This window comes from Achromobacter sp. ESBL13 (assembly GCF_036668755.1).
In the GTDB taxonomy this organism is placed as follows: Bacteria; Pseudomonadota; Gammaproteobacteria; order Burkholderiales; family Burkholderiaceae_B; genus Achromobacter.
On record NZ_JAZEVT010000002.1, the window covers coordinates 1,139,461 to 1,165,059 of the forward strand.

Genomic DNA, 25,599 nt, shown 5'->3' on the forward strand with positions numbered 1-25,599 from the left:
GCATTTTAGGACGATGACACAAAGGGCTGCGCTATATCAAATAGGTATAGAAGGCTATCAACAAAGAATTACTGGATTCGGGTGCCAAGTCATAAACTTCGTTCATCACGCGGCTATCCAAGTGGGAAAACCGCTGATACGGGTGAAAGTCAGCCAGAAGTCGGGGCCGACAAGCACCCAGGCGTTGATCACGTTGCAGCTTGTGCGGGGACTAGAGACCACGCAAAAGTTCACGGTCGGACCGTGCGTGAGCAGTATGAGGCACGAATGTTGGAATCGCGTGATCCAGGTAGAAGGCATCAGTGCCGGCTGATGACTCCGGGTTCACGTGTTGTTTTAGCGCGGCGTCTTACCTCTCGGGGGCAGCGCCGCGTTTTTTTCGCCCGTTCAATCTGAACGCGCCATGGGCGTTGCGCCCAGATCAGTTTGCCGCGCCGGCGTCTTCGGTCTCGCGGCCCCATTCTTCCAGCCCGTCCTGCCGGCTGTCCTCGCCCGAAGCCCGATAGTCCGGATCCAGCGCGATATCCGCCGCGAACATATAGCCCCAGCCGTGCACGGCCCGGATCGGCAATGTCATTTGATTGGCGGCGGCCTTGCGTCGCAAGCGGCTGATCATGACGTCGACGAAGCGTCGGCGAGTGATGCCGCTGTCCGCGTCGTCGGCGCCATCCGCATAGAACGCGTCGCGGCTGATCTTGCGGTCGGGCGCCGTCACCAGCCGCGACAGGAAATCGCGTTCGCCGGTGGTCAACCCCAGTGTGCGGCCGGCGGGGCTGATCAGCGTCCAGCCTTTGTTGGCCAGGCGCCAGGTTTCCTGCGCCGGTTCTTCGGCGTGCGTGTCCGCCGGGGCTTCCATGCCGTCCAGCCCCACGGCGCGGCGCACCAGCGCCTGCAATGCCGCGGCCAGCTCCAGCCCCGTCACATCGGGAGGCAGGCAGGCGTCCGCGCCGCAAAGCAGCGTCCGGATCCGGCTTTCGGCGTCGGCAAAGGCGGCGATGGCCACAATGCCCAGGCCGCGGTCAACCGCGCGCAAGCGTACGGCGGCGTTGTGGATGTCGGAAAGCGGCGCGTCCAGCACGACCAGCGGACTGGGGCGGCGGGAATAGCGGTCGTAGACGTCGATCAAGTCATGGCAACGGCGTACGCAGAAACCCAGATGAGACAAGGCATCCACAAGCCTGGCGTGCTTGGCATCGTCATTGCCAAGGAAAATGACATCCAGCGTGTTATTCATTGATGCTTCCAATGAGCCGGCGCGGCACGGAGCGTCGCGCCATGACGAGACCGTCTGGCGGTGTTTTTTTGAATGTGGGCACGGGTTTCGGCCGGTTTCCTGTTCGATGCTGGCCGCCGGCGGCGAGGACTATGCCGCCTTGAAGTCACGCCCGTGTTTCATTTAAACACGGGCGTGTTTTTTTGTGAAGATACGTTTCTGTAGTTTCTGATGGTAACGGAGAAGCCCGGGCTTCACTGCCGGAAAGGGCGGCGCTGCCATGACTTCGTGCCCCTGTATCCCATGATTATTAAGTATTACCGATACATTATTTTCTATTTTGCATACGGAATTGCCCATAAACTCGGGCGGCTTTAACGTCGGGCTTGCGGGTTGTACCCCGGTGCGACTACCCTTTTGCGCGCACGCCGGATTATTGCGGTAAGTGGCTGGCCAGCTTGGGTTTTTTCAGGTGTGACCGACTCGATAAAGCCGTGCCGGCGCCGGCTCACGCGGCAGGCAAGCACGCGCATATTGCGATTTACGGATTAACCCTGAAATTGGGGTGCAATCCGTTTATTTGGCCCCAGTGTTGAGATGTTTTAATCAAATAAATAATTTCATATTAATGTCTCAGGTTGATCGATTGGACACGTTTAGCCATCGTCTGCGCAACGCAAGAATGCTTCAGGGATGGACTCAAAAGGACTTGGCGGTCGCAAGCAACCTGTCGCAAAGCGCTATCGGCAACTACGAAAGCGGGCAGCGCCAGCAGCCCTCCAGCGATGCGCTAATCAAATTGACCCGCGCCCTGCGGGTCAGCCCGATGTGGCTCAGCACCGGCGAAGGGCCCATGCTTAGCTCCGGCTATGCCGAGCCATCCGTGGCCAACGACCATGTTGGCGAGCTGCCGGTACCACCCGCATGGCCTTTTGAATCGGTGTCCTACGCTACCTATTCACGTTTGAGCTCGCAGGAAAAGCGGCAGATCGAACTCGTGCTTGCCGCCTACATCAAGGCACGCGGCGAATAGGCCCCATGGGTTGCGCCGGGCTGGGCGGCACCGCGCTTTGCGGGCGGCGATGCGGGTCCGGCGCGGGCATGGCCTCGCCCAATTGCGGCTTGCGGCGCAGGCGGCTGCGCAAGCGTTCCACAGGGTCCGCCACCAGGCCATTCAACAGCGCCGAAAACCCGATGCAGCCCGCGACTACCAACGCCGAGAACAGCATGGGCTGGTGCATTTCAACGTCGTTCAGCAGCCAGCTGAAGAACAGAATCACCAACGAATGACAGATATAGATGGGATAGCTGAGTTCTCCGATGGCCTTGTCCAGGCGGTGGCGCGACTGGAACAGAAAAGCCAGCGGCAACAGCGCGGCAAACAGCAGCACCGCCAACCCATCACGCACCGTCGGATTGATGCCGATGGAAAAGTGCAGCAGCGTGTAGATGAACAGCGCCACGGTGCCCGCTTCAGGCAGCCGGTGAAACCGGCGCGTCCAGGCCTTGAAGCGCGGCAGCAGTACCTGGTGCGATAGCGAACCGATCAAGAACAACGCCAGTTCGGTGGGAAAGAATCGATAGGTCCAGGGATCCGTCACGCCGATGCCGGTCACGATCAAGACGCCGCGCAGCGCCAACGATGCGGCCAGCAGGGCCAACAGCCTGCGCGGCGATCCCAATACAAAGGGCGCGACCAGGTAGAAGCTCATTTCGACACCCAGCGTCCAGGCCTGCGGCACCAGCAGCCCCTGGTAGAGCGGCACTTCGCTATTGGCGAAGCTGCCCGTGAACGCCAGCGCCGAATGTTCGATGCCGAAGAACATCAACCAGTCCTGTCCGAAGATGAACAGGTTGGACAGCACCAGGAACAGGTCGGCTGAAAACGGCAGGGCTGCATAGAAGCGGAAGAACGCGCCGCCGCTTAATACATGCGCCAGCAGGGTCAGGCCGGCCACCGCCAGATAGATGGGGAACAGGCGCAAGAAGCGATTGGCGTAGAACTTGCCCGTGGCGCCCTGGTAGTTGTCCGTGGCGGTCAGCACGTATGAAATCAAGAAGCCTGAAATCACGTAGAAAAGCTGCACCGCCAGGCGGCCGCCGACAAGATGATCGGCATAGCCGCCGCCCAGGTGATCCAGCACCACTGATAGCGCCAGTAGAGTTCTCAAAAAGCCCATCGCCGTGTCTCCCGTTAATCTTTTTATGGACGGCCAGAAGCGGCCGACGCATGCGTCGTTCGTTACGTTGCGATCGGCTTCTTTACCCTGTGCTGCCAGGGTGGCCAGATGCGAGGTCTGGACTGATTCTGCGCGTCGGCCGAAGGCGCCGCCATGCGGCATTCGATGCAGCACCCTGCATCTTCGGCGTGATGGACGAGGCACTTTCGTGCTGCTTTTGGATACGGCTGTAGGGTTTAGAGAGCAGGACGTTACAGGCCTGTGCCGGTTACAGTTGGGGCTGTGAAACCTTTAGGAGACCTATTCATGCCTAGCCCTCTGTCTTCGCGTTGTCAGCTACTTTGCGCAGGTTTGCTGGCCGTGGCATTGGCGGGTTGCGCGGGGTCCACCGGAGGCGCGCGCCCGCAAGGCGCCGCCGCGGCCAATGCCGCCACCAGCGCCGATTCCCTGGCCCAGACAAGTTGGGAACTGGTGCGCTGGACCCAGACGGGCGGCGCCCAGCGCGACATCCCCCACGGCGACAACGGCGAGCCGGTGCAACTGACCTTTCTGGCGCAAGGCAAGCAGTACCGCGTCAACGGCTTTTCCGGCTGCAACCGCTATATGGGTTCGTACAAGCTGCAAAGCGGCAAGCTGTTCATCGACGCGCCGGCCACCACGCGCATGGCCTGCGTGCCGCCCGAACGCGCCAAGCTTGAAGCCGACTACCTGCGCGGGCTGACCGCCATCGATACCTTCACGCTGGACAGCGGCGGCGCGCCCCGGCATCTGACGTTCAACCTGCGCGGCGGCGACGTGCTGGAATTTGAACGCCGCCAGGATCCCCCCACGCCCTAAACGATTGGCGGCGCGATAATGTGGCCGTTCCACGCCCTGCATGACGCGGCGGCGCGGCGTGGCTGGCTGATTTCCGGAGACCGCTAATGCCTTTTATTGCTTCCTTGCGCTGGATGGCGCCGTGCGCGCTGTCCATCGCGCTGGCCGCCTGTGCCGGCCCGTCCCCGCGCGCGGCCGACGGACAAGACCCGCGCTTTCAACCGGCGTCGAAATCCGACGTCCTGGCGCAAACCAGCTGGGACCTGGCGCGCTGGACCTTGCCTGGCGGCGGCCTGCGGACAATTCCGCATCCCACGTCGAATTCGCGTCCGCTGACCGTGAGCTTCGTGCATGTGCAGGGTGCGCCGCGGATATCGGGCTTTGCGGGTTGCAACCAATACAACGCGCCCTATACCGTCGCCAACGGCCAACTGATCGTGCAGGCGAATCCCGTCGCCACGATGATGGCGTGCGCGCCGCGGAACATGAAGCTGGAGCAGGACTTTCTGGCCGGCCTGACGCGCGTCACCGCGACGTCGCTGGACAACACCAACAACCCGCAGCGCATGACGTGGGTGCTTGCCAGCGGCGATACGCTGGACTTTGGCCGGCGCGTGGACCCGGTGGCGGGCGGGCAAGCCGGGCCGACCAAGCTGGTCTATGTGAATGCCGAGCGCGTGCCCTGCGACGGGGGCGCCGGCCGCGCCCTGTGCTATCAGGTGCGCGACAGCGCCTCGCAGCCGTGGCAATACTGGTATGGCGACATTACGGGCTTTCAGTTTCAGCCGGGCATCCGTTACCGCCTGCGGGTGGTTGAAGTGACTGACCCGACCCCCCCGCCGGGCGCTTCAACCGTGCGCTGGGTGCTGGACGCGGTGATCGAGCAGGAAGTCGTCAGCCGTTGACGCGGATCAATCCGGGCGCTGGGCGGCGTGGCCTGCACGGCGTTGGCCGCTGCGGGGCAAGCTGCTCAGCGTTTACTATTACGGGCTTCGCCCACCGCTTTGCACTGCTTTGCCATGACTGCCGTTGTCAATATCGCCGCCTATAAATTCGTTTCCCTGGATCTTCTGCCCGACTTGCGCGCCCACCTGCTGACGGTGGCGGGCGACTGCGGGCTCAAGGGCACCATCCTGTTGGCCGAAGAAGGCATCAACCTGTTCCTGGCGGGTGCCGCCGAGGGCATCGATACCTTTCTGCAAACGCTGCGCGCCGATGCGCGCTTTGCGGATCTGGAAGTGAAATTCAGCCACAGCGAAGGCGTGCCGTTTCGCAAGCTGCTGGTCAAGATCAAGCGCGAAATCATCCGCATGGATCACCCCACCATTCGCCCTGAAGCAGGCCGTGCGCCGGGGGTGGACGCCAAGACGCTGGCGCGCTGGCTTGAGCAGGGCACCGACGATGCCGGCCGCCCGGTCGTCATGCTGGACACGCGCAACGCGTTTGAAGTTGATGAAGGCACTTTCAAGAACGCCATCGATTGGCGCATCGAGCGCTTCACGCAGTTTCCGGCCGCCGTACAGGCCCATCGCGCAGAACTGGAAGGCAAGACGGTCGTCAGCTTCTGCACGGGCGGCATCCGCTGCGAAAAAGCCGCCATCTACATGAACGAGGCGGGCGTTCCAAACGTATATCAGTTGGACGGCGGCATCCTGAAGTATTTCGAGGAAACCGGTGGCGTGGGGTATGACGGCAAATGCTTCGTCTTTGACGAACGCCATTCGCTGGACCCGGAGCTGGCGCCCACCCAGCCGTAGCCCTGGCCCGGGGCGTCTGACGCAAAAAAAAAGCCCGCCATTTACTACCCGGCGGGCTTTTTTTCGTCAGACGGATGCGCCGATCAACGCACGCGCATGCCGGGCTTGGCGCCGGGGAAGGGCTCCAGTACATAGATGCCGGCGTCCACGGATTCGTCCGCATGGCTGGCGGCCAGCACCATGCCTTCGGACACGCCGAACTTCATCTTGCGCGGCGCCAGGTTGGCCACCATGACGGTCAGCTTGCCGATCAGGTCTTCCGGCTTGTAGGCCGACTTGATGCCCGAGAACACGTTGCGGTGGCGACCTTCGCCCACGTCCAGCGTCAGGCGCAACAGCTTGGTCGAGCCTTCGACGTGTTCGCAGTTGACGATCTGCGCAATGCGCAGGTCGACGCGAGCGAAATCGTCGATGGAAATGGTCTCGGCGACGGGCTCGCCACCGGGCACAACGACGGGGGCGGCGGGCGGTTCGAACAGGTCTTCCAGCATTTGCGGTTCCACGCGTTGCATCAGGTGCTTGAAGGGCGCCACGCGCTGCGGCAGCACGGCGGCATCGGCCCAGGTAAACGGCGCCTGCGCGCCAAACAGCTCCAGCGCCACGCGCTCGGCCAGCGACGGCAACACCGGCGCCAGCATCACGGACAAGGCCTTGAAGCCGGCCAGTGAACGCGAGCAGATGTCTTGCAACGCGGCCTTTTGCGCGTCGTCGGCGGTGGCCAGGCCCTTGGCCAGTACCCACGGCTGCGCCGTGTCGAACGCCTGGTTGATGCGGTCGGCGTAGGCCATGATTTCGCGGATGGCGCGGTTGTATTCGCGCGCCTCGAAGGCGGCGCGGATGGATTCGGCCTGTTCGGCGTATTCGGCCGACAACGCGGCGGTGTCGCCGGAATAGCCCAGCACGCCGTCAAAATGCTTGGTGATGAAGCTGGCGGCGCGGCTGGCGATGTTGACGTATTTGCCGACCAGGTCGCTGTTGACGCGGGCGATGAAATCTTCGGGGTTGAAGTCCACGTCCTCGACGCGGGCGTTCAGCTTGGCCGCGATGTAATAGCGCATCCATTCGGCGTTCATGCCCAGTTCCAGATAGCGCAGCGGCGAAATGCCGGTGCCGCGGCTCTTGGACATCTTTTCACCGCTGACGGTGATGAAACCGTGCACATTGACCGCGTCCGGCGTCTTGCGCCCGGCAAACTTCAGCATGGCGGGCCAGAACAGCGCGTGGAAATACACGATGTCCTTGCCGATGAAGTGCACTTGTTCGGTGGTGCCGTTGGGGTCGAGCAGGGCGTCGAAATCCAGGCCCTTGACCGCGCAGTACGACTTCAGCGACGCCAGATAGCCGACCGGTGCGTCCAGCCACACGTAGAAATACTTGCCCGGCGCGTCGGGGATTTCAATGCCGAAGTAGGGCGCATCGCGCGAGATGTCCCAGTCGCCCAGCTTGGCCTCGCCGTCTTCGGCGCCCAGCCACTCGCGGGTCTTGGCCAGCATTTCCGGCTGCAAGTGCTTGCCGCCGTTGGCGTTGGAGCCGGTGGTCCATTGCTGCAGGAATTCCACGCAGCGCGGGTCCGACAACTTGAAGAAAAAGTGGTCGGACGACTTCAGCACGGGCGTCGCGCCGGTCAGCGCCGAGTACGGGTTGATGAGTTCGGTGGGCGCATACACGGCGCCGCACACCTCGCAGGAATCGCCGTATTGGTCCTTGGCGTGGCACTTGGGGCATTCGCCCTTGATGTAGCGGTCGGCCAGGAACATGCCCTTGACGGGGTCATAGAACTGTTCAATGGAGCGCGTTTCGATCAGGTTCTGCTCGCGCAGCGCGCGGTAGATGTCGTGCGACAGCGCGACGTTTTCCGCCGAATCGGTGGAATGCCAGTGGTCGAAACGGATGTGGAAACCGTTCAGGTACTGCGGGCGTTCAGCGGCATAGCGAGCCACCAGCGCCTGCGGCGTGATGCCCTCTTTTTCGGCCTTCAACATGATCGGCGCGCCATGCGCGTCGTCGGCACCCACGAAATGCACCGTGTGGCCCGCCATTCGCATCGAACGCACCCAGATATCAGCCTGGATGTATTCCATGATGTGGCCGATGTGGAAGGATCCGTTGGCGTAGGGCAGCGCTGTGGTGACAAATAGGGTGCGAGACATGGTTGTCGACAGAGGTGGAGGGAAAAAGGGTTTGGCGGGCCATTTTAGGACAATGGCGGGGACTTGCCCCGGCGCGGCCCGATAACGACACAACCCGCCGATCGCACAGGCGCGATTCGGGCGGGTTGGAATGGGTGACGGCCGGCAGGCGCTGGCAGTGCCCGGCACCGGCAGACCGGGCGGTCGTGCCGCGCGAGGGCAAGGGCAACGGCAAGCTTGCGCCGCACGCGGCGCAAGCGTTTACGTCATGCCGACGTTAGCGGACTTCGCGGGCTTCGACGTCGATCACATCGCCACGCGGCTGCGTGGCGAAGGGGGCGGTGGCGGTCTGGAAGGGTCCCGGTCGGGCGCCTTGGCGCTGGCTCCAGTAGGCGCGGACGCCGAAAGGTTTGCCGCGCACCTTGGCGACCACGTAAAGGATCGCCACGGCAAGCGCCGTGGACAGCATGAAGACCAGCGCCATCGCCATACCGATCAAGGCCAGGGCGGCGAAAAGGACGGCACGGAAGAAGCGGATAAGTGTGTTGGTCATGAAGGTCGGATGCAAAACGCAGCGAAAGGTTCCCGCGTATCCGCTATCCTTTAGGGGACGGCGGCCCGCAGAAGCCGCGCTGCCTACGGAACCATAGTGACATGAGTATAACGATAGAAAACATCCGCGCCGCTTTGCGCGCGGCGCGCGACCCGAACACGGGTTTGGATCTGGGCGTTTCTGTAAAAGATCGTGACATCGACCTGACGGGCGGCCGCGTGGCCGTCACCCTGGAATTGGGTTACCCCGCGGACGGCGTGCGGGAACAGGTGGCCGCCGTGGCGGCCGCTGCGCTTGCCCAGGCCGGCGCGCCCGATGCCCGCATCACCATTACCTGGAAGGTTGCGGCCCACGCGGTGCAGAAAGGTCTGAAGCCGCTGCCCAATGTGCGCAACATCATCGCGGTCGCGTCCGGTAAGGGCGGCGTGGGCAAGAGCACCACCGCCGTGAATCTGGCGCTGGCCTTGTCGGCCGAGGGCGCCAAGGTGGGCGTGCTGGACGCCGACATCTATGGCCCCAGCGTGCCGACGATGCTGGGCATTTCCGGCCGCCCGGAAAGCCTGGACAACAAAAGCATGGAACCCCTGACGGGCCACGGCTTGCAGGCGAACTCCATCGGCTTCCTGATCGACGCCGATTCGCCCGCTATCTGGCGCGGCCCGATGGTGACGCAGGCACTGGAACAACTGCTGCGCCAGACCAATTGGCGCGACCTGGATTACCTGATCGTCGACATGCCTCCCGGTACGGGCGACGTGGCGCTGACGCTGGCGCAGAAGGTGCCGGTGGTGGGCGCCGTCATCGTTACCACGCCGCAGGACATCGCGCTGCTGGACGCCCGCAAGGGCCTGCGCATGTTCCAGAAGGTTGAAGTGCCGATTCTGGGCGTGGTCGAAAACATGGCCATCCACATCTGCTCGCAGTGCGGTCATGCCGAACACATTTTTGGTGAAGGCGGTGGCCAGCGCATGGCCGAGCAGTATCAGACGCCCTGGCTGGGCAGCCTGCCGTTGACGCTTGCCATCCGCGAACAGACGGACGCCGGCAAGCCCACCGTGGTGTCGGACGCCGGGAGCGAAGCCGCCGGGCTTTATCGTGGTATCGCCCGCAAGCTGGCCGCCGGGGTGGCCGCGCTACCGCGCGATATGGCCGGAAAATTCCCGTCTATCGTCGTCCAGCAGCCGACCTGACACATGCAATGGGCAGCCCGCGCCATTCTGGCAGGACTATGCGTATTTTCGGCAGAGGCGTTGGCCAAGCGGCCGGAAGTCATCGTGGACCCGGGCGGGGTGCCGCCGGCCGCGCTGACGGCCATCACCGAGGCCGTTGACGCGATTGCACGGCTGGCGGAAGACCAGGACGGGGGCGAAATCAACCGGCTGCGGCGGCGGGCCCGTGACGCCACGTTGGCCGCGCTGGCCACGCAGGGCTACTTTTCACCCACGGTAACGTTGGAGTCCGGCACCGATATCGGCGGGGAAACCTGGGATATCGGCATCGTGCCGGGCAAGCGCACGACCGTCTCTTCCGTGGACCTGAAGTTCACCGGCCGCATCACGCGCCCAGAGTTCGCCCAGCGCGTGCAGAAGCTGCGCGACGATTGGCAGCTCAAGGCCGGCCAGCCCTTCATCAATAGCGACTGGAACCGGGCCAAGTCGAATCTGCTGGACGAGGTCTCGACGCGCGACTTCATGCTGGCGCGCATGACGGCATCGCAGGCCGAAATCATGGCCGACACGGCCTCGGCCGCCTTGCATGTGACCATCGACAGCGGGCCGCAGGTTCGCATGGGCGAGCTGACCACCGAAGGCCTGAAACGCGTGCCGGACAAGCTGGTGCAGCGCTACGTGCGTTATTCGGTCGGGGCTGCCTACGATCAGAACCGGCTGGATACCTGGCAGCAGGACCTGCAATCCACGGCCTTCTTTCGCGGCGCCTTCGTGTCATTGGAGCAGCCCGGCAGCACGCCGCCGCAAGCTGCCGATGTGAAATCCGATCGCGCCCGCGCGCCCGGCTCCGCCGATGTGGCCGCCGCCACGCCCGCGGGCGACCCGACCGTGTCGGGCGCCGTGCCGCCCCCGCCGCCAGCCTATGACTCGGACGGCGAAGTGACCTTGCCGGTGCAGGTGCGCGTGGTTGAAGCGCCGCCCAAGCGCTTCACGGCCTCGATCGGCGTGGACGACGAGGCGGGCGTGCGCGTGGAATCGCTATACCGCCAGAACGTGGTGTTCGGCCAACCCGTCACCATGGAAACCGGTTTCAGCGTGGACCGCCTGCGCCAGCGCGCGTACGCCGACTTCCTGCTGCCGCCGACCGAGCGCGGCTACAAGGATTCGTTTGGCGTGCTGGCCGACCATTCCGACATCCAGGGCCTGGATGTGACCCGCTATGCCCTGGGCGCCACGCGCCTGCAAGAGCGCAAGGGCGCGGGCGATAGCCGCGTCGAATATGAAACGCGTTGGGGTCTGCTGCTGGCGCAGGACCACGTAAAAATCGACGGGGGCGAGGAATACACCCTGCCCACGCTGACCGCCACGGCCGAATGGCTGCGCCGCGACGTCGACAACAAATACGACCCACGCGAAGGCAACCTGATCGCCGTGGGCGGCGGCGTGGGCGTGACGCTGGACACCGGCGAACCCTATACCCGCGCCCGCCTGCGTGCGCAGAAATGGTGGCCCATCGGCAAGCTGGACGTGCTGACCGTGCGCGGTGAGGTCGGGCGTGTGTGGTCCAACAGCAAAGTGCAGGTGCCGGACGACTTCGGCTTTCGCACGGGCGGCGCGCGGTCCATACGCGGCTACAAGTATCAAAGCATTGGCGTGAAACGCGACAACGCGGTGGTCGGCGCGCCGACGCTGGTGGTGGGCAGCGTGGAATACGACCACTATTTCAACGAACGCTGGGGCATGGGCGTGTTCGTGGATGCCGGCGACGCCGCCGAGTCCTTCGGTGACATGTCGCTGGCGGTGGGCTACGGCGTCGGCGCGCGGGTGCGCACCCCCGCCGGCCCCTTGTTCCTGGACGTGGCCTACGGCCAGCGCGAGCGCGACCTGCGTCTGCACTTCTCGTTGGGGATCGCGTTTTGAAGCTGTTGCGCAAATTCCTGCGGCAGGTGCTGGTGTGGTGGCTGCCGGGTCTGGCGATGCTGCTGTTGCTGGCCGCCGGGTTCCTGTTCTGGCTGGTGGGGTCGCAAAGCGGCACGCGGCTACTGTTGACCACCGCCGCCCAGCAGTTGAACGGTCAGGCGCTGGACGTGACCGGATCGTTGCTGCGCGGCGTGACCGTGGGCAAGCTGGACCTGGACGCGGGCGGCACGCGCGTCGATATCAGGCAGCTACATCTGAATGTGGATTGGCGCGCGCTGGGCCAGCGGCGCCTGCATGTGCGCGACGTGTCCGCGGAATCGGTGCGGGTGGCCTTGGCGCCGTCGGCCGAGGCGCCTGCCGCGCCGGACGATAACGAGCCGTTCTCGCTGCCGTCCCTGCCCGTGGATATTGCCGTGGACCGTCTGGCCCTGGGTGAGTTTCAACTGGAGCAGGGCGGCCAGCCATTGCCCGTGACCCTGGGCGACCTTAGCGCGACATTCGCGGCCGGCAAGCAAGGCGCGCAGCTGCGCATCGCGTCGTTGCGGATCGGCCACGAGGTCGGCCAGGCGCAGGTGTCGGGCGAAGCGGAACTGCAAGGCATGGCCGACCCCTGGCCGTTCGCCGCGCGCCTGGACGTGACGGCGCGCGGGTCCGGCCCCGAATCTCCTTTGTGTCAGGCGGACAGATTAGGGGGCGTATTCGCGGCGGGCCCGGCGGCGGCGGGCAAGCAGGGGGATACGACTTCGCAAGCCAAGCCCGCCACTGGCGGCGAACGCACGACGCAACCGGGCGCACGGACTGCGCCGCAATCCGGAACACCGGCGAAACCTCGCGGCAGCGCACCGACCAACGCCTCGGCGAATTCCGGCGTGAACGTGCAGACGAACTCCAAACCCACCGCGCAGGTGAGTTCCAAAGCCGATGCGCGGGCGACCACAGCAAGCGCACAGGTAAACGCCAAACCTAAGGCGGATGCCAATGTGGCGGCGGGGGCGGGCGCGAGCAGCGGCCCCAAAGCCGCCGCCTCCGAGATCGCCGGCCCGCCCGCGCCTGCCTGCCAAGTCGTGCTGCGCGCCGACGCGGCGGGGTCGATGGATGGCATCCAGGCCAAGCTGGACGGTGCCGGGTCCGGGATGCTGCTGGACGTGGTGGCCGACCTGGCCCCGCGCACCGCGCTGATCCTGCGCAGCGCCCGGGCCAGCGCGCAACTGCCGGATAAGTCGACGCTGGCCGCCCAGTTCGACCTGCAATCGGGCGCCGGCCAAGTTGCCGGCCGCGACCGCATCACCGGCACGATCAGCGCGCAGCGCCTGGATCTGGCGCCGTGGTTGGGCAAGGACATACCCCCGGCCATCCTGACCGTGCGCGGCGATGTGCAGGCCGACATCGAAAACCTGAGCCAGTTGCGCCATGCCGCCATTGACCTGCGTTTCGAAGAGGGCACGCGCTGGAACAAGCAGCCGCTGACGGGCGGCGTGAAAGCGCAGGTAGACATCGCCGCCACCGACCCCGGATCAGCACCGGCCGCCGCACCGGCGCCGGCCACGACGCCCGCAACGGCCGCCGCACCCGCACCCGCCACCGCCACCGCCACCGCACCGGCGCCCGCCACCGCACCGGCACCCGCCACCGCACCCGCACCCGCCTCTTCATCCGACCCGCTTTCCGGCCTGCGCATTCACGGGTTGGACGTGGACCTGAAGCTGGGTCGCAACCGCATCCGCGCAATGGGCGAGATGGACGCCACCGACGGCGCGCTGACCCTGGACGCGCAGGCGCCGCAACTGGACGCCTTCTGGCCCGGCATCCCGGGCGGCGCTGAGCTCAAGGGCAAGCTGGCCGGCAATATCGCGGCGCATCGCGGCGAGCTGAACGCCGGCTATACCCCCGCCAAACCGCGCGCGGGCGTGCTGGGCGAAGCGCCGGCCAAGGCCAATATCGTCTTCGCCGGCGGCTGGGGCAAGGGCCCGGCGGGCCAGCCCGACGCAGCGCTGGTCGGCTGGCGCGGCACCTTTTCCAAGCTGACGGCCGATAGCGCCGGGTTCGGCGTGGCAGCTGACCGCCCGGTCGCTTTGGCTTATCTGCCGTCGGCCGTGCACCCGCAATGGCAATGGCAGGTCGGCCAAACCGTTATCAGCGTGACGCTGCCCGGCAAGGAACGCCTGGCCTTGGCGCATCAAGGCTCGCGCGGCGGCGGCAAGCGCTGGGAAACCGCCGGCCAGGCGGACAACCTTGTCATCACCGCCGCCATGGCCCGCCAGGTGATCGGCGCCTTGGACCCCGAGGCTGCCGGCAAGCTGGGCAAGGGCCCATCCCGCGTGAACGCCATGGTGCCCGAGGGCCAGCGCCGCATTGCGCTGGACCTGCTTTGGGACCTGAAGTTCGACGGCCGTCTGGCGGGCAAGGCGCGCATTGCCCGCCGTGAAGGCGACCTGTTGATCCCGGGCGACCCCCCTATCCCATTGGGGCTGAAGGCGCTGGTGCTGGACCTGACCGCCACGCCCACGTCGCCCAACGCCAGCCGTCTGGACGCCCGGATCGACCTGGCCACCGCCAAGATGGGCACCGTCAGCGGCACCGGCACCGCCGTGCTGCGCGTGGACGCCAAGGGCGGCATGGCGCTGGACGAGCGCCAGCCGCTGCGCGCCAAGCTGGACGCCGACATCGCCGACCTGGCCTGGGTTGGTCTGTTCGTGGGCGATTCGATGGAAGTGGGCGGCGCCGTCAAGGCCAACGTCGACGTGCAAGGCACCTTGGCCGGAAAATGGTCGGCCACGGGCAACATCCGGGGCGACAAGCTGCGCCTGGTGCGCATTGACGACGGCGTGCGCCTGGTGGACGGCACGCTGTCGGCGCGGCTGGACGGCCAGCGGCTGGTGCTGGACAGCCTGCGTTTTCCGGCATCGCTGCGCGTGATGCCGGCCGAATGGCGCACCAAGGAATGGATCACGACCAACCCCGAGGCCAAGGGCGGCTACGCCGAGGCGCGCGGGCAGTGGAACATCATGGACGGCGGCGGCGACATCAAGCTGACGCTGTACCGCTTTCCGGCCTTGCAGCGTTCAGACCGCTACGCCATGGTTTCCGGCACGGTCACGCTGACGGCCGCCATGCCGCGCATCGACATCGTGGGCGACCTCAAGGCCGACGCCGGCTGGTTCAGCCTGGAAATTCTGCAAGGCGTGCCGTCGCTGGATGAGGACGTCAAAGTCATCCAGCCGGGCCAGGACCGCGCCACCGTATCGACGCCGCTGCAAACCAGCATGAACCTGAAGTTCGACATGGGGCCGCGTTTCTACATCACCGGCATGGGGCTGGACGCCGGGCTGCTGGGCTCCATCCAGATCCTGCTGAACGACGGCCGGCTGACCGGCGTGGGCGCATTGCGCACGCGGGGCGGCGGTATCGAAGCCTATGGCCAGAAGCTGCGCCTGAGCCGGGGGACGTTGACGTTCCAGGGCCGCCTGGACAACCCATTGCTGGATATCGAGGCGCTGCGCACGGGCGAACAGGTCGAGGCCGGCGTCAAGGTGGTCGGCACCGCGCAGCGCCCGCGTATCGACCTGGTGTCGTACCCCGACGTCAGCGATGTTGAAAAGCTGTCTTGGCTGCTTCTGGGGCGCGGTCCCGACGAAAGCGGCAGCGACGCGGCCTTGCTGGTGTCGGTGGGCACTGCGCTGCTGGGCGGCGGGCAGCCGTTCTACAAGCAGTTCGGGCTGGACGATGTCAGCGTGCGCACCGGCAATATCGGCAGTTCGGGCAGCATCCTGCCCGACCGGACCGTGGCCGGCGACGTAAACCGGGACAGTGACAGCCAGTTGGCGACCCAGTTCCTGGTGGCCAGCAAGTCCTTCGCCAACGGCATTACGCTAAGCGTGGAGCAAGCGCTGGCCGGCAGCGACACCGTGGGCCGGGCCAGTTATCGGCTGGCGCGCGGGCTGTCGGTGGACCTGAAGGGCGGGTCGGTCAACGGCATCGCGCTGGTGTACCGGACGTTCTGGGGGAACTGAGTAAAATGACGGCCACTTCCCCCCTTTAGCACCATTCCCACCATGAGCATCAAAAGCGACCGCTGGATCCGCCGCCAGGCCGACGCCGGCATGATCGAACCCTTTGAACCGGGCCAGGTCCGCACGGCCAATGGCGGGCGCATCGTCAGCTACGGCACCAGCAGCTACGGCTACGACGTGCGCTGCGCCGATGAATTCAAGATTTTCACGAACATCAATTCCACCATCGTCGACCCGAAAAACTTCGACGAAGGCTCGTTCGTGGACTTCAAGGGTGATGTTTGCATCATCCCGCCGAATTCCTTTGCGTTGGCCCGCACGGTGGAATACTTCCGTATTCCGCGCAGCGTCCTGACCATCTGCCTGGGCAAAAGCACGTACGCGCGCTGCGGCATCATCGTCAACGTGACGCCGCTGGAACCCGAATGGGAAGGCCACGTCACGCTGGAATTCTCCAACACCACGCCGCTGCCCGCCAAAATCTACGCGGGCGAAGGCTGCGCGCAGATGCTGTTCCTGGAAAGCGATGAGGTTTGCGAAACCTCGTACGCGGACCGTGGCGGCAAGTATCAGGGGCAACGCGGCGTGACCCTGCCGCGCACCTGATCGGGCGGCGCTGGCGGGTCTGGCCGCTGGCGCCGGCTACCGGGCCATGGTCCGGTGATAGCGGACTGAACGCTCAGCCCGCGTGCTCCGGCACCGGGCGCAGGTAATCGATATCCCATTCGGACTCGGCCGTCTGCACAAACCCGTGCCGGCGATAAAACCGATTCGAATCGCTACCGCGCAGCGCGCCCACACTGACCGGCCGCCCCTGGCTGTCGGCGTCATCCAGAATCCTTTGCAGGACGCGGCCGCCCAGGCCCTGTCCTTGCGCGGTGGGCACCAGGTACAGGTGGTCCAGCCGCAGGCCCTGGCCGTCCGGCCGCAGGGCATAGAACCCCACCCGTTGTCCGGCATGTTCGATCCACCAGGTGCAATCCGGATGGAAATTGGCGCGTAGCCGTTCCCGGGCACGCGCCGGGTCGAATCTGCCCACTCGTTCCAGGCTGTCGCGCATGGCCTGCACGCGGATGTCGGCCAGCGCGTCGAAGTCCGACGCCGATACGGGCAGGGTCCGCACATGATCGTCCGTAATTTCGTCATAGCCGCGTCCCAAAAATTGCAGGATGCAGATGCCGTGGCCGTACGGATCGCTAAGGTGCGCGATGCGGCCCCAGGCGTGGGCGGCGGCGGGGCCTTCCAGAATGGCGCCGGCCGCGACGGCCTGATCGACGGCCGCGTCCACGTCCGGCACGACAACATCAAGATGCACGGGCGTCCAATGGCGCGCGTAATCGCGCGATGGCGCCGCCCCGCCCGCAGCACCCGCAGCACCCGCGGCAGGGCTTCCGGCGGCCTTTTCCAGCAGATAGATGGGGGCGTTGGCGCCCAGCATTTCAGCCGCCTTCGGCCCCAGCCGCCGGTGCAACGTCAGGCCGAAGGCCCGTTGATAGAAGACGATGGCGTGTTCAAGGTCGGGCACATCGATGTTCACAAGCAGCTGCATGGCGGCATTCCTTCGGCGCGGGATGAAAACATATCACGCGCGCCGAAGGCCGGCGACACAGCGGTAACCGCGCTAAAGAACCCCCGCCCGCGACCGTAAAAAGGATATATGTGTTTGCCGATTTGGCGACGTCATCTCTGCAAGCGAGCAAGGCCCCCACCGTGCGTTACCCCCATATCCCCTGGCTGCCCCTGTTGTTCTACCCCGCGTTGCCAGTGGCTGCCGCGGTGGGCCTGATGCTGTGGCGCGAATGGCCGCCCGCGCTGACCTTGATCGTGCCGTTCGTGCCGTGGGTGATGGCGCTGATCGGCGCGGCCATCTGTTTGATGTATCAACGTTCGCAAACCATGGCGCTGATGCTGTGCGTGTTGGCGGCCACGGCGCTGTGGCCGACGTTGGCGCGCGAGGCGCCGTGGGCGTTGGGGCCCGCGCTGGCGTGGTGGGCCATTGCCTACACCATCAATGCGCTGTGGGCCGAACGGTCCAGCATGCTGTTGGACCTGGCGCTGCGCATCGGCCTGATCGCGGTCGGCATGGCCGGCATTGCGCTGATCGGCAAAGAAGGTTTGATGGACGTCTTTGGCACGCTGGCCGTGCAAGGCAAGCTGGCGCGGCTGGGCGTCCCCATCGAGGCGCTGGTGGCGCTGCTGGGCACCGGCCTGACGCTGACCCTGTTGCTGCTGCGCTATGGGCGCCCGCAACAGGCCGGACAATGGCTGGGTTTCGTGTGCATGGCATGGGCATTGCCGCGCGGCGCGCAGCAGCCGATCGAACTGGCCCTGATGTCGGCCGCCGCGCTGACGGCGCTTTGCATCTCGCTGGCCCACGAAGGCTTTCACATGGCGTTTCGTGACGAGCTGACCGGCCTGCCGGGGCGGCGCGCGCTGAACGAACGCCTGCAACGCATGGGCCGCGTGTACACGCTGGCGATGGCCGACGTGGACCATTTCAAGGCGTTCAACGATACGCACGGGCATGACGTGGGTGACCAGGTGCTGCGCATGGTGGCGTCGCAGTTGCGGCGCGTGCCGGGCGGTGGGCAGGCGTATCGCTACGGCGGAGAAGAATTCACGTTGGTGTTTCCGGGCAAGACGGCGGCGGAAAGCCTGCCGCACCTGGAAGCGGTGCGCCGCGCAATCGAGGCCTATCAGATGCGCTTGCGCGACAAGCCCGCGCGGCCCAAGGCAGACCAGCTGGGCCAGCGCCGGCGTGGCGCGCGCGGGGCGCGTAATCCGCGCCCGCTGCGGGTAACGGTAAGCATCGGGGTGGCCGAGCGGGGCGACGCGCTGCGTGCACCGGACGCGGTCATCAAGGCGGCCGACCAGGCGCTGTACAAAGCCAAGGACGGTGGCCGTAATCAGGTGTGCGCCTACGGCACGCGGCGGCGCGGGGCGGCGGCGTAGGGCAGGTTGCCTGCCCGTCTACTTGTCCGCCAGCGGCAGCGCCATCAGGGTTTCGTCGTAAAGCCGGTCATTCACGCATAGCGCTTCCCGCTCCCGCCCGTATTCCACGAAGCCCAGGCCGGCGTACAAGGCGGCGGCCGACGTGTTGTTGGACGTGACGCTTAACTGCACCTGGCGGATGCCGCGCATGGTGCGTGCATGCGCGATGGCCGCTTGCAGCAGCAGCCGCCCCAGCCCTTGGCCGCGCTGTTCGGGGGCCACGTAGACGCTCCAGATATGCGCCTTGTGCCGCATCTTCAGCTTGCGCTGGCGGCCCACGCCAATGATGCCCACCAGCGCATCGCCCACGAACACCCCGAACATCGCGCTGTCGTCCTGGGGCGTGACCCAGCCTTTGATGTCGTCCAGTGTCAGCGTGTGTTCCTCTTCGTAACTCGATCCGAACGATTCGGGCGTTTCAACCAGCGCGTCCAGGCGCAAACGTCGCAATGACGGGGCGTCAAGGGCGGTCAGGCGTCTGACTAGCGGTTCGATCATGGGCGGCAAGTGTTGGGAATAGGAAACGTTGAGGGGTTTCCCGCCGATTATAGGTAACACGCTTGCCTATAATGGCCCTATTGCCGCTTGCGGTTTTCACAAAGGAGCCAACGATGTTCGGTTTCCTCAAGACAAACCAGGAAGCCACCCTTGATGAAGTGCAGGACGCATTTGTCGAACGGGTGGCAGACGCCGCGCAAGACTTTGTACAAGCCGCCGAATCCACCGGCGCCATATTGGACTACTCGCTGTCCAGCATCCACGCGCTGGATACCGCGCTGGAAGCCGCCCACCTGGGCACCTTGCCGCTTACCCCCATGCAAACCGTTGGCGCCGCCGCCTACCTCTACGAGGTCGGCCGCCGGGCGCACGGCGGGCTGTACGAGGTCTGCGACGACGAAGACCCGGTCGTGCTCGTGTGCGGCGAACCGGGGGCCGAAGTCTGCTTTGGCGCCATCGCCAAGGTAGAACGCCGGATCCGGGACGGGGCCGCCGAGTCCATCCCCGCCTACTTCGAGCAGTTCACCTTGGCCCTGGAAGCCGGCGAAGCTCGCACCATCCGCTAGGTTTGCTCTGTGCCGCCGTTGCTGTCGCTGTGCTGAAAGCCCGGCTTTTGGCGCCATGACAACGGCTGTTCGGGCTATCTGGGGATTTCCCGTAGGACTGAAAGAAAAACAGCCCTACAATTCCGCCATTCCCGCCTGTCGGCGGGGGCTCGCGCCGTCTGTCATCAGGCGGATTTTTACTAGCAGTACACTCGCGCCGCGTTATGCGACCGAACCCGCCATGCCCCCAGGAGCGCCTGCATGAAATTTCGCTTCCCCATTTTCATCATCGACGAGGACTACCGTTCCGAGAACGCGTCCGGTTTGGGTATTCGTGCCTTATCTGAAGCGATCGAGGCCGAGGGCGTCGAGGTGATCGGGGTGACCAGCTATGGCGACCTGAGTTCGTTCGCGCAACAGCAAAGCCGGGCCAGCGCCTTCATCCTGTCGATCGACGATGAAGAGTTCGACGTGGACTCGCCCGAAGACGTGGCCAGCGCCATCAAGAACCTGCGCATGTTCATCGGCGAACTGCGCTTTCGCAACGCCGATATCCCCATCTATCTGTATGGCGAGACGCGCACGTCGGAACACATTCCGAACGACATCCTGCGCGAGCTGCACGGCTTCATCCACATGTTCGAGGACACCCCCGAATTCGTGGCGCGCCACATCATCCGCGAAGCACGCAGCTACGTGGATTCGCTGCCGCCGCCGTTCTTTCGCGAGCTGGTCAAGTACGCGCAAGACGGTTCGTATTCCTGGCACTGCCCGGGTCACTCGGGCGGCGTCGCCTTCCTGAAGAGCCCCGTGGGCCGCATGTTCCACCAGTTCTTCGGTGAAAACATGCTGCGCGCCGACGTCTGCAACGCCGTGGACGAATTGGGCCAGCTGCTGGACCACACCGGCCCCGTGGCCGAGTCCGAGCTGAACGCCGCGCGCATCTTCCACGCCGATCACTGCTTTTTCGTGACCAACGGCACGTCCACGTCCAACAAGGTCGTGTGGCACGCCAACGTGGCCGCGGGCGACGTGGTCGTGGTGGATCGCAACTGCCACAAGTCCATCCTGCACGCCATCACGATGACGGGCGCGATCCCGGTGTTCCTGCGCCCCACGCGCAACCATCTGGGCATCATCGGCCCGATCCCGCTGGAAGAATTCCACCCGGACAACATCCGCAAGAAGATCGAGGCCAACCCCTTTGCGCGCGAAGCGGTGAACAAGAATCCGCGCATCCTGACGCTGACGCAAAGCACGTACGACGGCGTCATCTACAACGTGGAAATGATCAAGGAACAGCTGGGCAGCTATGTCGATACGCTGCACTTTGACGAAGCCTGGCTGCCGCACGCCTCGTTCCACGAGTTCTACCAGGACATGCACGCCATCGGCCAGGACCGCCCGCGCAGCCAGGACGCGATGGTGTTCGCCACGCACTCCACGCACAAGCTGCTGGCCGGCATTTCGCAGGCCTCGCAGATCATCGTGCAGGAATCCGAGACCCGCAAACTGGACCGCAACGTCTTCAACGAGGCGTACCTGATGCACACGTCGACCTCGCCGCAGTACGCGATTATCGCGTCGTGCGACGTGGCCGCCGCCATGATGGAGCCGCCCGGAGGCACAGCGCTGGTCGAGGAAAGCATCCGCGAAGCGCTGGACTTCCGCCGCGCCATGCGCAAGGTGGAATCCGAATTCGGCAAGAACGACTGGTGGTTCAAGGTCTGGGGCCCGAACCGCCTGGTGTCCGAAGGCATCGGCAACCGCGACGAATGGATCCTGGAAGCCAACGACCATTGGCACGGCTTCGGCGAAATGGCCGAAGGCTTCAACATGCTGGACCCGATCAAGGCCACGGTCATCACGCCCGGGCTGGACATGTCGGGCAGCTTCGGCGAAACCGGCATCCCGGCCGCGCTGGTGTCCAAGTACCTGACCGAGCACGGCGTTGTGGTTGAAAAGACCGGCCTGTATTCGTTCTTCATCCTGTTCACCATCGGCATTACCAAGGGCCGCTGGAATACGCTGTTGACCGCCTTGCAGCAGTTCAAGGACGACTACGACCGCAACCAGCCGCTGTGGCGCATCCTGCCGGACTTCTGCCGCGTGCATCGCCGTTACGAACGCATGGGCCTGCGCGATCTGTGCCAGGAAATCCACGAAGCCTACCGCGCCCGCGACGTTGCCCGCCTGACCACCGAGATGTACCTGAGCGACATGGTGCCGGCGTTGAAGCCGTCGGACGCATTCGCCCGCATGGCGCACCGCGAGGTCGAGCGTGTCGACATCGACAAGCTGGAAGGCCGCGTCACGGGCGTGCTGCTGACGCCGTATCCCCCGGGCATTCCGCTGTTGATTCCGGGCGAACGCTTTAACCGCACCATCGTGCAGTACCTGCAATTCGCGCGTGAATTCAACGAGCGCTTCCCCGGCTTCGAAACCTATATTCACGGCCTGGCCGATGAAGCGGGTCCGGATGGCGAAAAGCGCTACTACGTTGATTGCCTGATCGAAGAGTAAGACCCGGCGGGTCTGGAGTCCTGATGTTTGATGTAGCCGTACTCGGCGCCGGCGCCGCTGGCATGATGTGTGCAGCGGTGGCCGGGCAGCGCGGCTTGCGCGTGGTGCTGGTCGACCATGCCGAGCGCCTGGCCGAGAAAATCCGCATTTCCGGCGGTGGCCGCTGCAACTTCACCAACATCGGCACCGGACCCGCCAATTTCCTGTCCGAAAACCCGCATTTCTGCCGCTCGGCACTGTCGGCTTACACGCCGCAGGATTTTCTGGCGCTGATGCAGCGTCACCATATCGCCTGGCACGAGAAACACCGTGGTCAGCTGTTCTGCAACGATTCCAGCGAATCCATCATCAACATGCTGCGCGCGGAGTGCGACGCAGGCAATGTGCAATGGCGCATGGGCTGTTCGGTGGCCGAGATCAGCCATGGCGCGCAGGGCTTTGAACTGCATACCAGCCAGGGCGTGATCCGCGCGGCCAAGCTGGTCGTGGCCACGGGCGGCATGGCGATTCCGCAGTTGGGCGCCACTGACTTTGGCCTGAAGATCGCGCGCCAATTCGGCTTGAAGGTGGTCGAGCCCCGGCCCGCGCTGGTGCCGCTGACCTTTGACCCGGCGCAATGGCAGGCGCTGTCCGAGCTGTCGGGCGTAGCGCTGGAAGTGGGCCTGCACACGGGGCAGGGCAAGGCGCGGGGTGAATTCCTGGAAGACCTGCTGTTTACCCATCGCGGCCTGTCCGGCCCGGGCATCCTGCAAATTTCCAGCTACTGGAAGCCGGGCGAACCCATCGTGATCGACCTGGCGCCGGGCCGCGACCTGGCCGAAGAATTGCTGGCGTCCAAGTCGGGCAACCGGCAGCAACTGCATACCGTGCTGGCGGGCCTGTGGCCCAAGCGCCTGGCCGACCGCTGGCTGCATCTGGCGGAGCAGGGCGGCAAGCCCGGCCTGGCCGCGATGCGCCTGGCCGACGCGCCGGACAAAACGCTGCGGGCCTTGGCGCAAGACATCCATCAATGGACGCTGGTGCCCAGCGGCACCGCCGGCTACAAAAAGGCCGAGGTGATGCGCGGCGGCGTCGATACACGCGGCCTGGACCAGAAATCCATGCAGGCCAAGACTACGTCCGGCCTGTATTTCATTGGTGAAGCCGTGGATGTGACCGGCTGGCTGGGCGGCTACAACTTCCAATGGGCCTGGGCATCCGGCGTGGCCTGCGGCAAGGCGCTGTAGGCGCGCTGTCTTCAACGAAGCAATGGCGCGGTGATGGCGCACAAGAAACGCCGCGATTGTTTTATCAAATAAAAATACATATCATTTGTGTTTCCCGTTTCGGAGACGCTCATGCCCTATACCCTGCCGACGCTGCCCTACGCCTACGACGCCCTGGAGCCTCACATCGACGCCATGACGATGGAGATTCACTACAGCAAGCATCATCAAACCTATGTGACCAGCCTGAATGCGGCGCTGGATGGGGCGGGCATCAGTACCGACGAACCTGTTGAAACCCTGGTGGCCCGGCTGGATCAACTGCCCGAGGCCGTCCGTGGCGCGGTACGCAACCATGGCGGCGGCCACGCCAACCACAGCTTGTTCTGGTCCGTGATGTCGCCCCAGGGCGGCGGTGAACCCGATGGCGCGCTGGCCGCCGCTATCGAATCCGAACTGGGTGGCCTGGCTGCCTTCCGCGAGGCCTTCACCAAAGCGGCCCTGACCCGCTTCGGCAGCGGCTGGGCCTGGCTCTCGGTCACGCCCGCCGGCAAGCTGGTGGTGGAAAGCAGCGCCAACCAGGACAGCCCGCTGATGCAGGGCAACACGCCGATCCTGGGCCTGGACGTCTGGGAACACGCCTATTACCTCAAGTACCAAAACCGTCGCCCTGAATACATTGGCGCCTTCTACAATGTCGTGAATTGGCCCGAGGTGGCTCGCCGTTATGCGGCCGCAAAGGGTTAAGCCCGCTTTGTGATGGAGGCATCGGCCCCATGAACACATTCAGCCGTCACCGCGTGCGTCCCGCGGCCACCAGCATCAGCGTCTGGACCCTGGCCGTGCTGGTGTCCTGCCTGGCGATGCACCAGCTGTGGGCCTACCTGGACGTGCGCGCGCCGCACGTCGCCGATGCCCTGCTGGGCGGGCTGGTGGCGGCGGGCGCCACCGCGCTGGGCACCGTGCCCATCCTGTTCGCCCGCACCATCCCGCAAAAGGTCCAGGACAGCATGTTCGGCTTCGGCGCGGGCGTGATGCTGGCGGCCAGCGCGTTTTCGCTTGTGGCGCCGGGCATCGAGGCGGCCGAAAGGCAGGGCATGGGCCCCTGGGGCGCCGGGCTGACGGTGGGGGCGGCCATCCTGCTGGGCGCGGCGGTGCTGCTCATCATGGACCGCACGCTGCCGCACGAACACTTCATCAAGGGACGCGAAGGCATCGAGGCGCGCCGCATGCGGCGCGCCTGGTTGTTTGTCATCGCCATCACCTTGCACAACCTGCCCGAAGGCCTGGCCATCGGGGTCGGCTACGCGGGGGGCGACCCGGTGGCGGGCACCGCCCTGGCCACGGGCATCGCGATCCAGGACATTCCCGAGGGGATGGTCGTTGCGGTGGCGCTGCTGGCCGCCGGCTATAAGCGGGCCTTCGCCGTGGCGCTGGGCATGTTGTCGGGTCTGGTCGAGCCGCTGGGCGCGGTGCTTGGCGCCGCCATCGTCGGCTGGTCCGTCTTGCTGCTGCCCTGGGGGCTGGGCTTTGCGGCGGGCGCCATGCTGTTTGTGATCAGCCACGAAATCATTCCCGAATCGCACCGCAAGGGGCACGAGGTCTACGCCACCTGCGGGCTGATGCTGGGCTTTGTGCTGATGATGCTGCTGGACACGGCGCTGGGCTAGTTCCGGCGCTGGCGCCACGCTTGGCGCGCGTTCCCGGCAGCGGTTTACCAAGGGGCCGGGCCCCGAAATCGCGCTTTTCCGGTGCTTGTTTTCGTTGTATGCTTGGCGCCGCTGTCACGCATGTTTGCGGGAGAGAGCGCCCCTGCCAGCAGGGTCGCCGCCGAAGGCGCAATTCGCCCAGAATCGCTCAGGTAACCGATATCGCACATGCTTGCCCCGTCCCGGTTTTACCGTGTGGATGCGGCAAAACAGTACTCTGGAGAGACCTGGCGCCGCCCCGAATTCGGGACACAGCGAGCAGCCCAGGCGCCGAAGGTGCAAACCCGCCACGCGCGGGGCAACTCTCAGGCAAAAGGACAGAGGGGCGGAAGATTCAGCCGATGCCGTGCGGGCGCAGTCCGCTTGTCACGACCGGCATTC

The 25,599-nt window shown here is 65.2% G+C and carries 20 protein-coding genes and 2 riboswitches; of the genes, 14 read left to right on the plus strand and 6 right to left on the minus strand.

Features of this window, described 5'->3' with window-relative positions:
* Window positions 1-421 precede the first annotated feature (421 nt).
* Complete coding sequence (locus tag V6F88_RS14025) at window positions 422-1,234, minus strand: winged helix-turn-helix domain-containing protein (protein ID WP_332610179.1); 813 nt, start codon at window positions 1,232-1,234, stop codon at window positions 422-424.
* Window positions 1,235-1,880: 646 nt separating this feature from the next.
* On the opposite strand from V6F88_RS14025, the gene V6F88_RS14030 reads away from it, so the two are divergent.
* Complete coding sequence (locus V6F88_RS14030; RefSeq protein WP_332610275.1) at window positions 1,881-2,246, plus strand: helix-turn-helix domain-containing protein; 366 nt, start codon at window positions 1,881-1,883, stop codon at window positions 2,244-2,246.
* On the opposite strand, the gene V6F88_RS14035 is transcribed toward V6F88_RS14030, so the two are convergent.
* A complete protein-coding gene (locus V6F88_RS14035) occupies window positions 2,227-3,393 on the minus strand; it encodes an acyltransferase family protein (RefSeq protein WP_332610180.1) in 1,167 nt (388 codons plus the stop codon). The genes V6F88_RS14030 and V6F88_RS14035 overlap by 20 nt on opposite strands.
* Before the next feature lie 306 nt (window positions 3,394-3,699).
* Here V6F88_RS14035 and V6F88_RS14040 point away from each other — a divergent pair, with 306 nt between their 5' ends.
* From V6F88_RS14040 to V6F88_RS14050, 3 genes are all read left to right on the plus strand, one after another.
* Window positions 3,700-4,230, plus strand: coding sequence for an META domain-containing protein (locus tag V6F88_RS14040; protein WP_332610181.1), 531 nt, complete (start codon window positions 3,700-3,702; stop codon window positions 4,228-4,230).
* 86 nt (window positions 4,231-4,316) lie between these two features.
* Entirely contained in the window at window positions 4,317-5,114 is a 798-nt protein-coding gene (locus V6F88_RS14045) for an META and DUF4377 domain-containing protein (RefSeq protein WP_332610182.1), read from the plus strand.
* Window positions 5,115-5,228: 114 nt separating this feature from the next.
* Window positions 5,229-5,966: a sulfurtransferase gene (locus V6F88_RS14050; protein WP_332610183.1), complete on the plus strand. Its 738-nt coding sequence runs from the start codon at window positions 5,229-5,231 to the stop codon at window positions 5,964-5,966.
* A gap of 83 nt (window positions 5,967-6,049) precedes the next feature.
* Here the strand turns inward: V6F88_RS14050 and metG are convergent, their stop codons facing one another.
* Together metG and V6F88_RS14060 are read right to left on the minus strand one after the other, a co-directional pair.
* The gene (gene metG, locus V6F88_RS14055; RefSeq protein WP_332610277.1) at window positions 6,050-8,170 is read right to left on the minus strand and encodes a methionine--tRNA ligase; all 2,121 of its coding nucleotides are present in this window, start codon (window positions 8,168-8,170) and stop codon (window positions 6,050-6,052) included.
* A gap of 202 nt (window positions 8,171-8,372) precedes the next feature.
* Window positions 8,373-8,648 (minus strand): hypothetical protein, encoded by a 276-nt coding sequence (locus V6F88_RS14060; protein WP_006221752.1) that lies wholly within the window; start codon window positions 8,646-8,648, stop codon window positions 8,373-8,375.
* Window positions 8,649-8,749: 101 nt separating this feature from the next.
* Between V6F88_RS14060 and apbC the strand changes: the two genes are divergently transcribed.
* The 4 genes from apbC to dcd are packed head-to-tail and all read left to right on the plus strand — an operon-like array spanning window position 8,750 to window position 16,353.
* A complete protein-coding gene (apbC, locus tag V6F88_RS14065) occupies window positions 8,750-9,838 on the plus strand; it encodes an iron-sulfur cluster carrier protein ApbC (RefSeq protein ID WP_332610184.1) in 1,089 nt (362 codons plus the stop codon).
* A gap of 3 nt (window positions 9,839-9,841) precedes the next feature.
* On the plus strand, window positions 9,842-11,737 hold the full coding sequence (locus tag V6F88_RS14070) for an autotransporter assembly complex protein TamA (protein ID WP_332610185.1): 1,896 nt from the start codon (window positions 9,842-9,844) through the stop codon (window positions 11,735-11,737).
* Window positions 11,734-15,747: a translocation/assembly module TamB domain-containing protein gene (locus V6F88_RS14075; RefSeq protein ID WP_332610187.1), complete on the plus strand. Its 4,014-nt coding sequence runs from the start codon at window positions 11,734-11,736 to the stop codon at window positions 15,745-15,747. The genes V6F88_RS14070 and V6F88_RS14075 overlap by 4 nt, the downstream gene beginning before the upstream one ends.
* 42 nt (window positions 15,748-15,789) lie before the next feature.
* The gene (gene dcd, locus V6F88_RS14080; RefSeq protein ID WP_006221748.1) at window positions 15,790-16,353 is read left to right on the plus strand and encodes a dCTP deaminase; all 564 of its coding nucleotides are present in this window, start codon (window positions 15,790-15,792) and stop codon (window positions 16,351-16,353) included.
* Window positions 16,354-16,426: 73 nt separating this feature from the next.
* Here dcd and V6F88_RS14085 read toward each other — a convergent pair whose 3' ends face one another.
* A complete protein-coding gene (locus tag V6F88_RS14085) occupies window positions 16,427-17,296 on the minus strand; it encodes a GNAT family N-acetyltransferase (protein ID WP_332610189.1) in 870 nt (289 codons plus the stop codon).
* Between the two features lie 161 nt (window positions 17,297-17,457).
* Between V6F88_RS14085 and V6F88_RS14090 the strand changes: the two genes are divergently transcribed.
* Complete coding sequence (locus V6F88_RS14090; RefSeq protein ID WP_332610191.1) at window positions 17,458-18,699, plus strand: GGDEF domain-containing protein; 1,242 nt, start codon at window positions 17,458-17,460, stop codon at window positions 18,697-18,699.
* A gap of 18 nt (window positions 18,700-18,717) precedes the next feature.
* Here the strand turns inward: V6F88_RS14090 and V6F88_RS14095 are convergent, their stop codons facing one another.
* Window positions 18,718-19,236 (minus strand): GNAT family N-acetyltransferase, encoded by a 519-nt coding sequence (locus V6F88_RS14095; RefSeq protein ID WP_332610193.1) that lies wholly within the window; start codon window positions 19,234-19,236, stop codon window positions 18,718-18,720.
* A 113-nt stretch (window positions 19,237-19,349) separates the two neighbouring features.
* Here V6F88_RS14095 and V6F88_RS14100 point away from each other — a divergent pair, with 113 nt between their 5' ends.
* From V6F88_RS14100 to V6F88_RS14120, 5 genes are all read left to right on the plus strand, one after another.
* On the plus strand, window positions 19,350-19,802 hold the full coding sequence (locus V6F88_RS14100) for a hypothetical protein (protein WP_332610194.1): 453 nt from the start codon (window positions 19,350-19,352) through the stop codon (window positions 19,800-19,802).
* A 240-nt stretch (window positions 19,803-20,042) separates the two neighbouring features.
* Window positions 20,043-22,304: an arginine/lysine/ornithine decarboxylase gene (locus tag V6F88_RS14105; RefSeq protein ID WP_314355552.1), complete on the plus strand. Its 2,262-nt coding sequence runs from the start codon at window positions 20,043-20,045 to the stop codon at window positions 22,302-22,304.
* A gap of 23 nt (window positions 22,305-22,327) precedes the next feature.
* Window positions 22,328-23,530: an NAD(P)/FAD-dependent oxidoreductase gene (locus V6F88_RS14110; RefSeq protein WP_332610196.1), complete on the plus strand. Its 1,203-nt coding sequence runs from the start codon at window positions 22,328-22,330 to the stop codon at window positions 23,528-23,530.
* A gap of 111 nt (window positions 23,531-23,641) precedes the next feature.
* Window positions 23,642-24,256: a superoxide dismutase gene (locus tag V6F88_RS14115; protein WP_332610198.1), complete on the plus strand. Its 615-nt coding sequence runs from the start codon at window positions 23,642-23,644 to the stop codon at window positions 24,254-24,256.
* A 29-nt stretch (window positions 24,257-24,285) separates the two neighbouring features.
* Window positions 24,286-25,179 (plus strand): ZIP family metal transporter, encoded by an 894-nt coding sequence (locus V6F88_RS14120; RefSeq protein ID WP_332610200.1) that lies wholly within the window; start codon window positions 24,286-24,288, stop codon window positions 25,177-25,179.
* A gap of 117 nt (window positions 25,180-25,296) precedes the next feature.
* A riboswitch (glycine riboswitch) is annotated at window positions 25,297-25,393 on the plus strand.
* Between the two features lie 32 nt (window positions 25,394-25,425).
* A riboswitch (glycine riboswitch) is annotated at window positions 25,426-25,549 on the plus strand.
* Window positions 25,550-25,599 lie beyond the last annotated feature (50 nt).

Bases quoted from the DNA above. Each gene is read 5' to 3' on its own strand.
- V6F88_RS14035 (WP_332610180.1), bottom strand. From the start codon at position 3,393: ATGGGCTTTTTGAGAACTCTACTGGCGCTATCAGTGGTGCTGGATCAC.
- V6F88_RS14025 (WP_332610179.1), bottom strand. From the start codon at position 1,234: ATGAATAACACGCTGGATGTCATTTTCCTTGGCAATGACGATGCCAAG.
- V6F88_RS14120 (WP_332610200.1), top strand. From the start codon at position 24,286: ATGAACACATTCAGCCGTCACCGCGTGCGTCCCGCGGCCACCAGCATC.
- V6F88_RS14105 (WP_314355552.1), top strand. From the start codon at position 20,043: ATGAAATTTCGCTTCCCCATTTTCATCATCGACGAGGACTACCGTTCC.
- apbC (WP_332610184.1), top strand. From the start codon at position 8,750: ATGAGTATAACGATAGAAAACATCCGCGCCGCTTTGCGCGCGGCGCGC.
- V6F88_RS14100 (WP_332610194.1), top strand. From the start codon at position 19,350: ATGTTCGGTTTCCTCAAGACAAACCAGGAAGCCACCCTTGATGAAGTG.
- V6F88_RS14110 (WP_332610196.1), top strand. From the start codon at position 22,328: ATGTTTGATGTAGCCGTACTCGGCGCCGGCGCCGCTGGCATGATGTGT.
- V6F88_RS14045 (WP_332610182.1), top strand. From the start codon at position 4,317: ATGCCTTTTATTGCTTCCTTGCGCTGGATGGCGCCGTGCGCGCTGTCC.
- V6F88_RS14040 (WP_332610181.1), top strand. From the start codon at position 3,700: ATGCCTAGCCCTCTGTCTTCGCGTTGTCAGCTACTTTGCGCAGGTTTG.
- V6F88_RS14115 (WP_332610198.1), top strand. From the start codon at position 23,642: ATGCCCTATACCCTGCCGACGCTGCCCTACGCCTACGACGCCCTGGAG.
- V6F88_RS14070 (WP_332610185.1), top strand. From the start codon at position 9,842: ATGCAATGGGCAGCCCGCGCCATTCTGGCAGGACTATGCGTATTTTCG.
- V6F88_RS14060 (WP_006221752.1), bottom strand. From the start codon at position 8,648: ATGACCAACACACTTATCCGCTTCTTCCGTGCCGTCCTTTTCGCCGCC.
- V6F88_RS14095 (WP_332610193.1), bottom strand. From the start codon at position 19,236: ATGATCGAACCGCTAGTCAGACGCCTGACCGCCCTTGACGCCCCGTCA.
- V6F88_RS14050 (WP_332610183.1), top strand. From the start codon at position 5,229: ATGACTGCCGTTGTCAATATCGCCGCCTATAAATTCGTTTCCCTGGAT.
- dcd (WP_006221748.1), top strand. From the start codon at position 15,790: ATGAGCATCAAAAGCGACCGCTGGATCCGCCGCCAGGCCGACGCCGGC.
- V6F88_RS14085 (WP_332610189.1), bottom strand. From the start codon at position 17,296: ATGCAGCTGCTTGTGAACATCGATGTGCCCGACCTTGAACACGCCATC.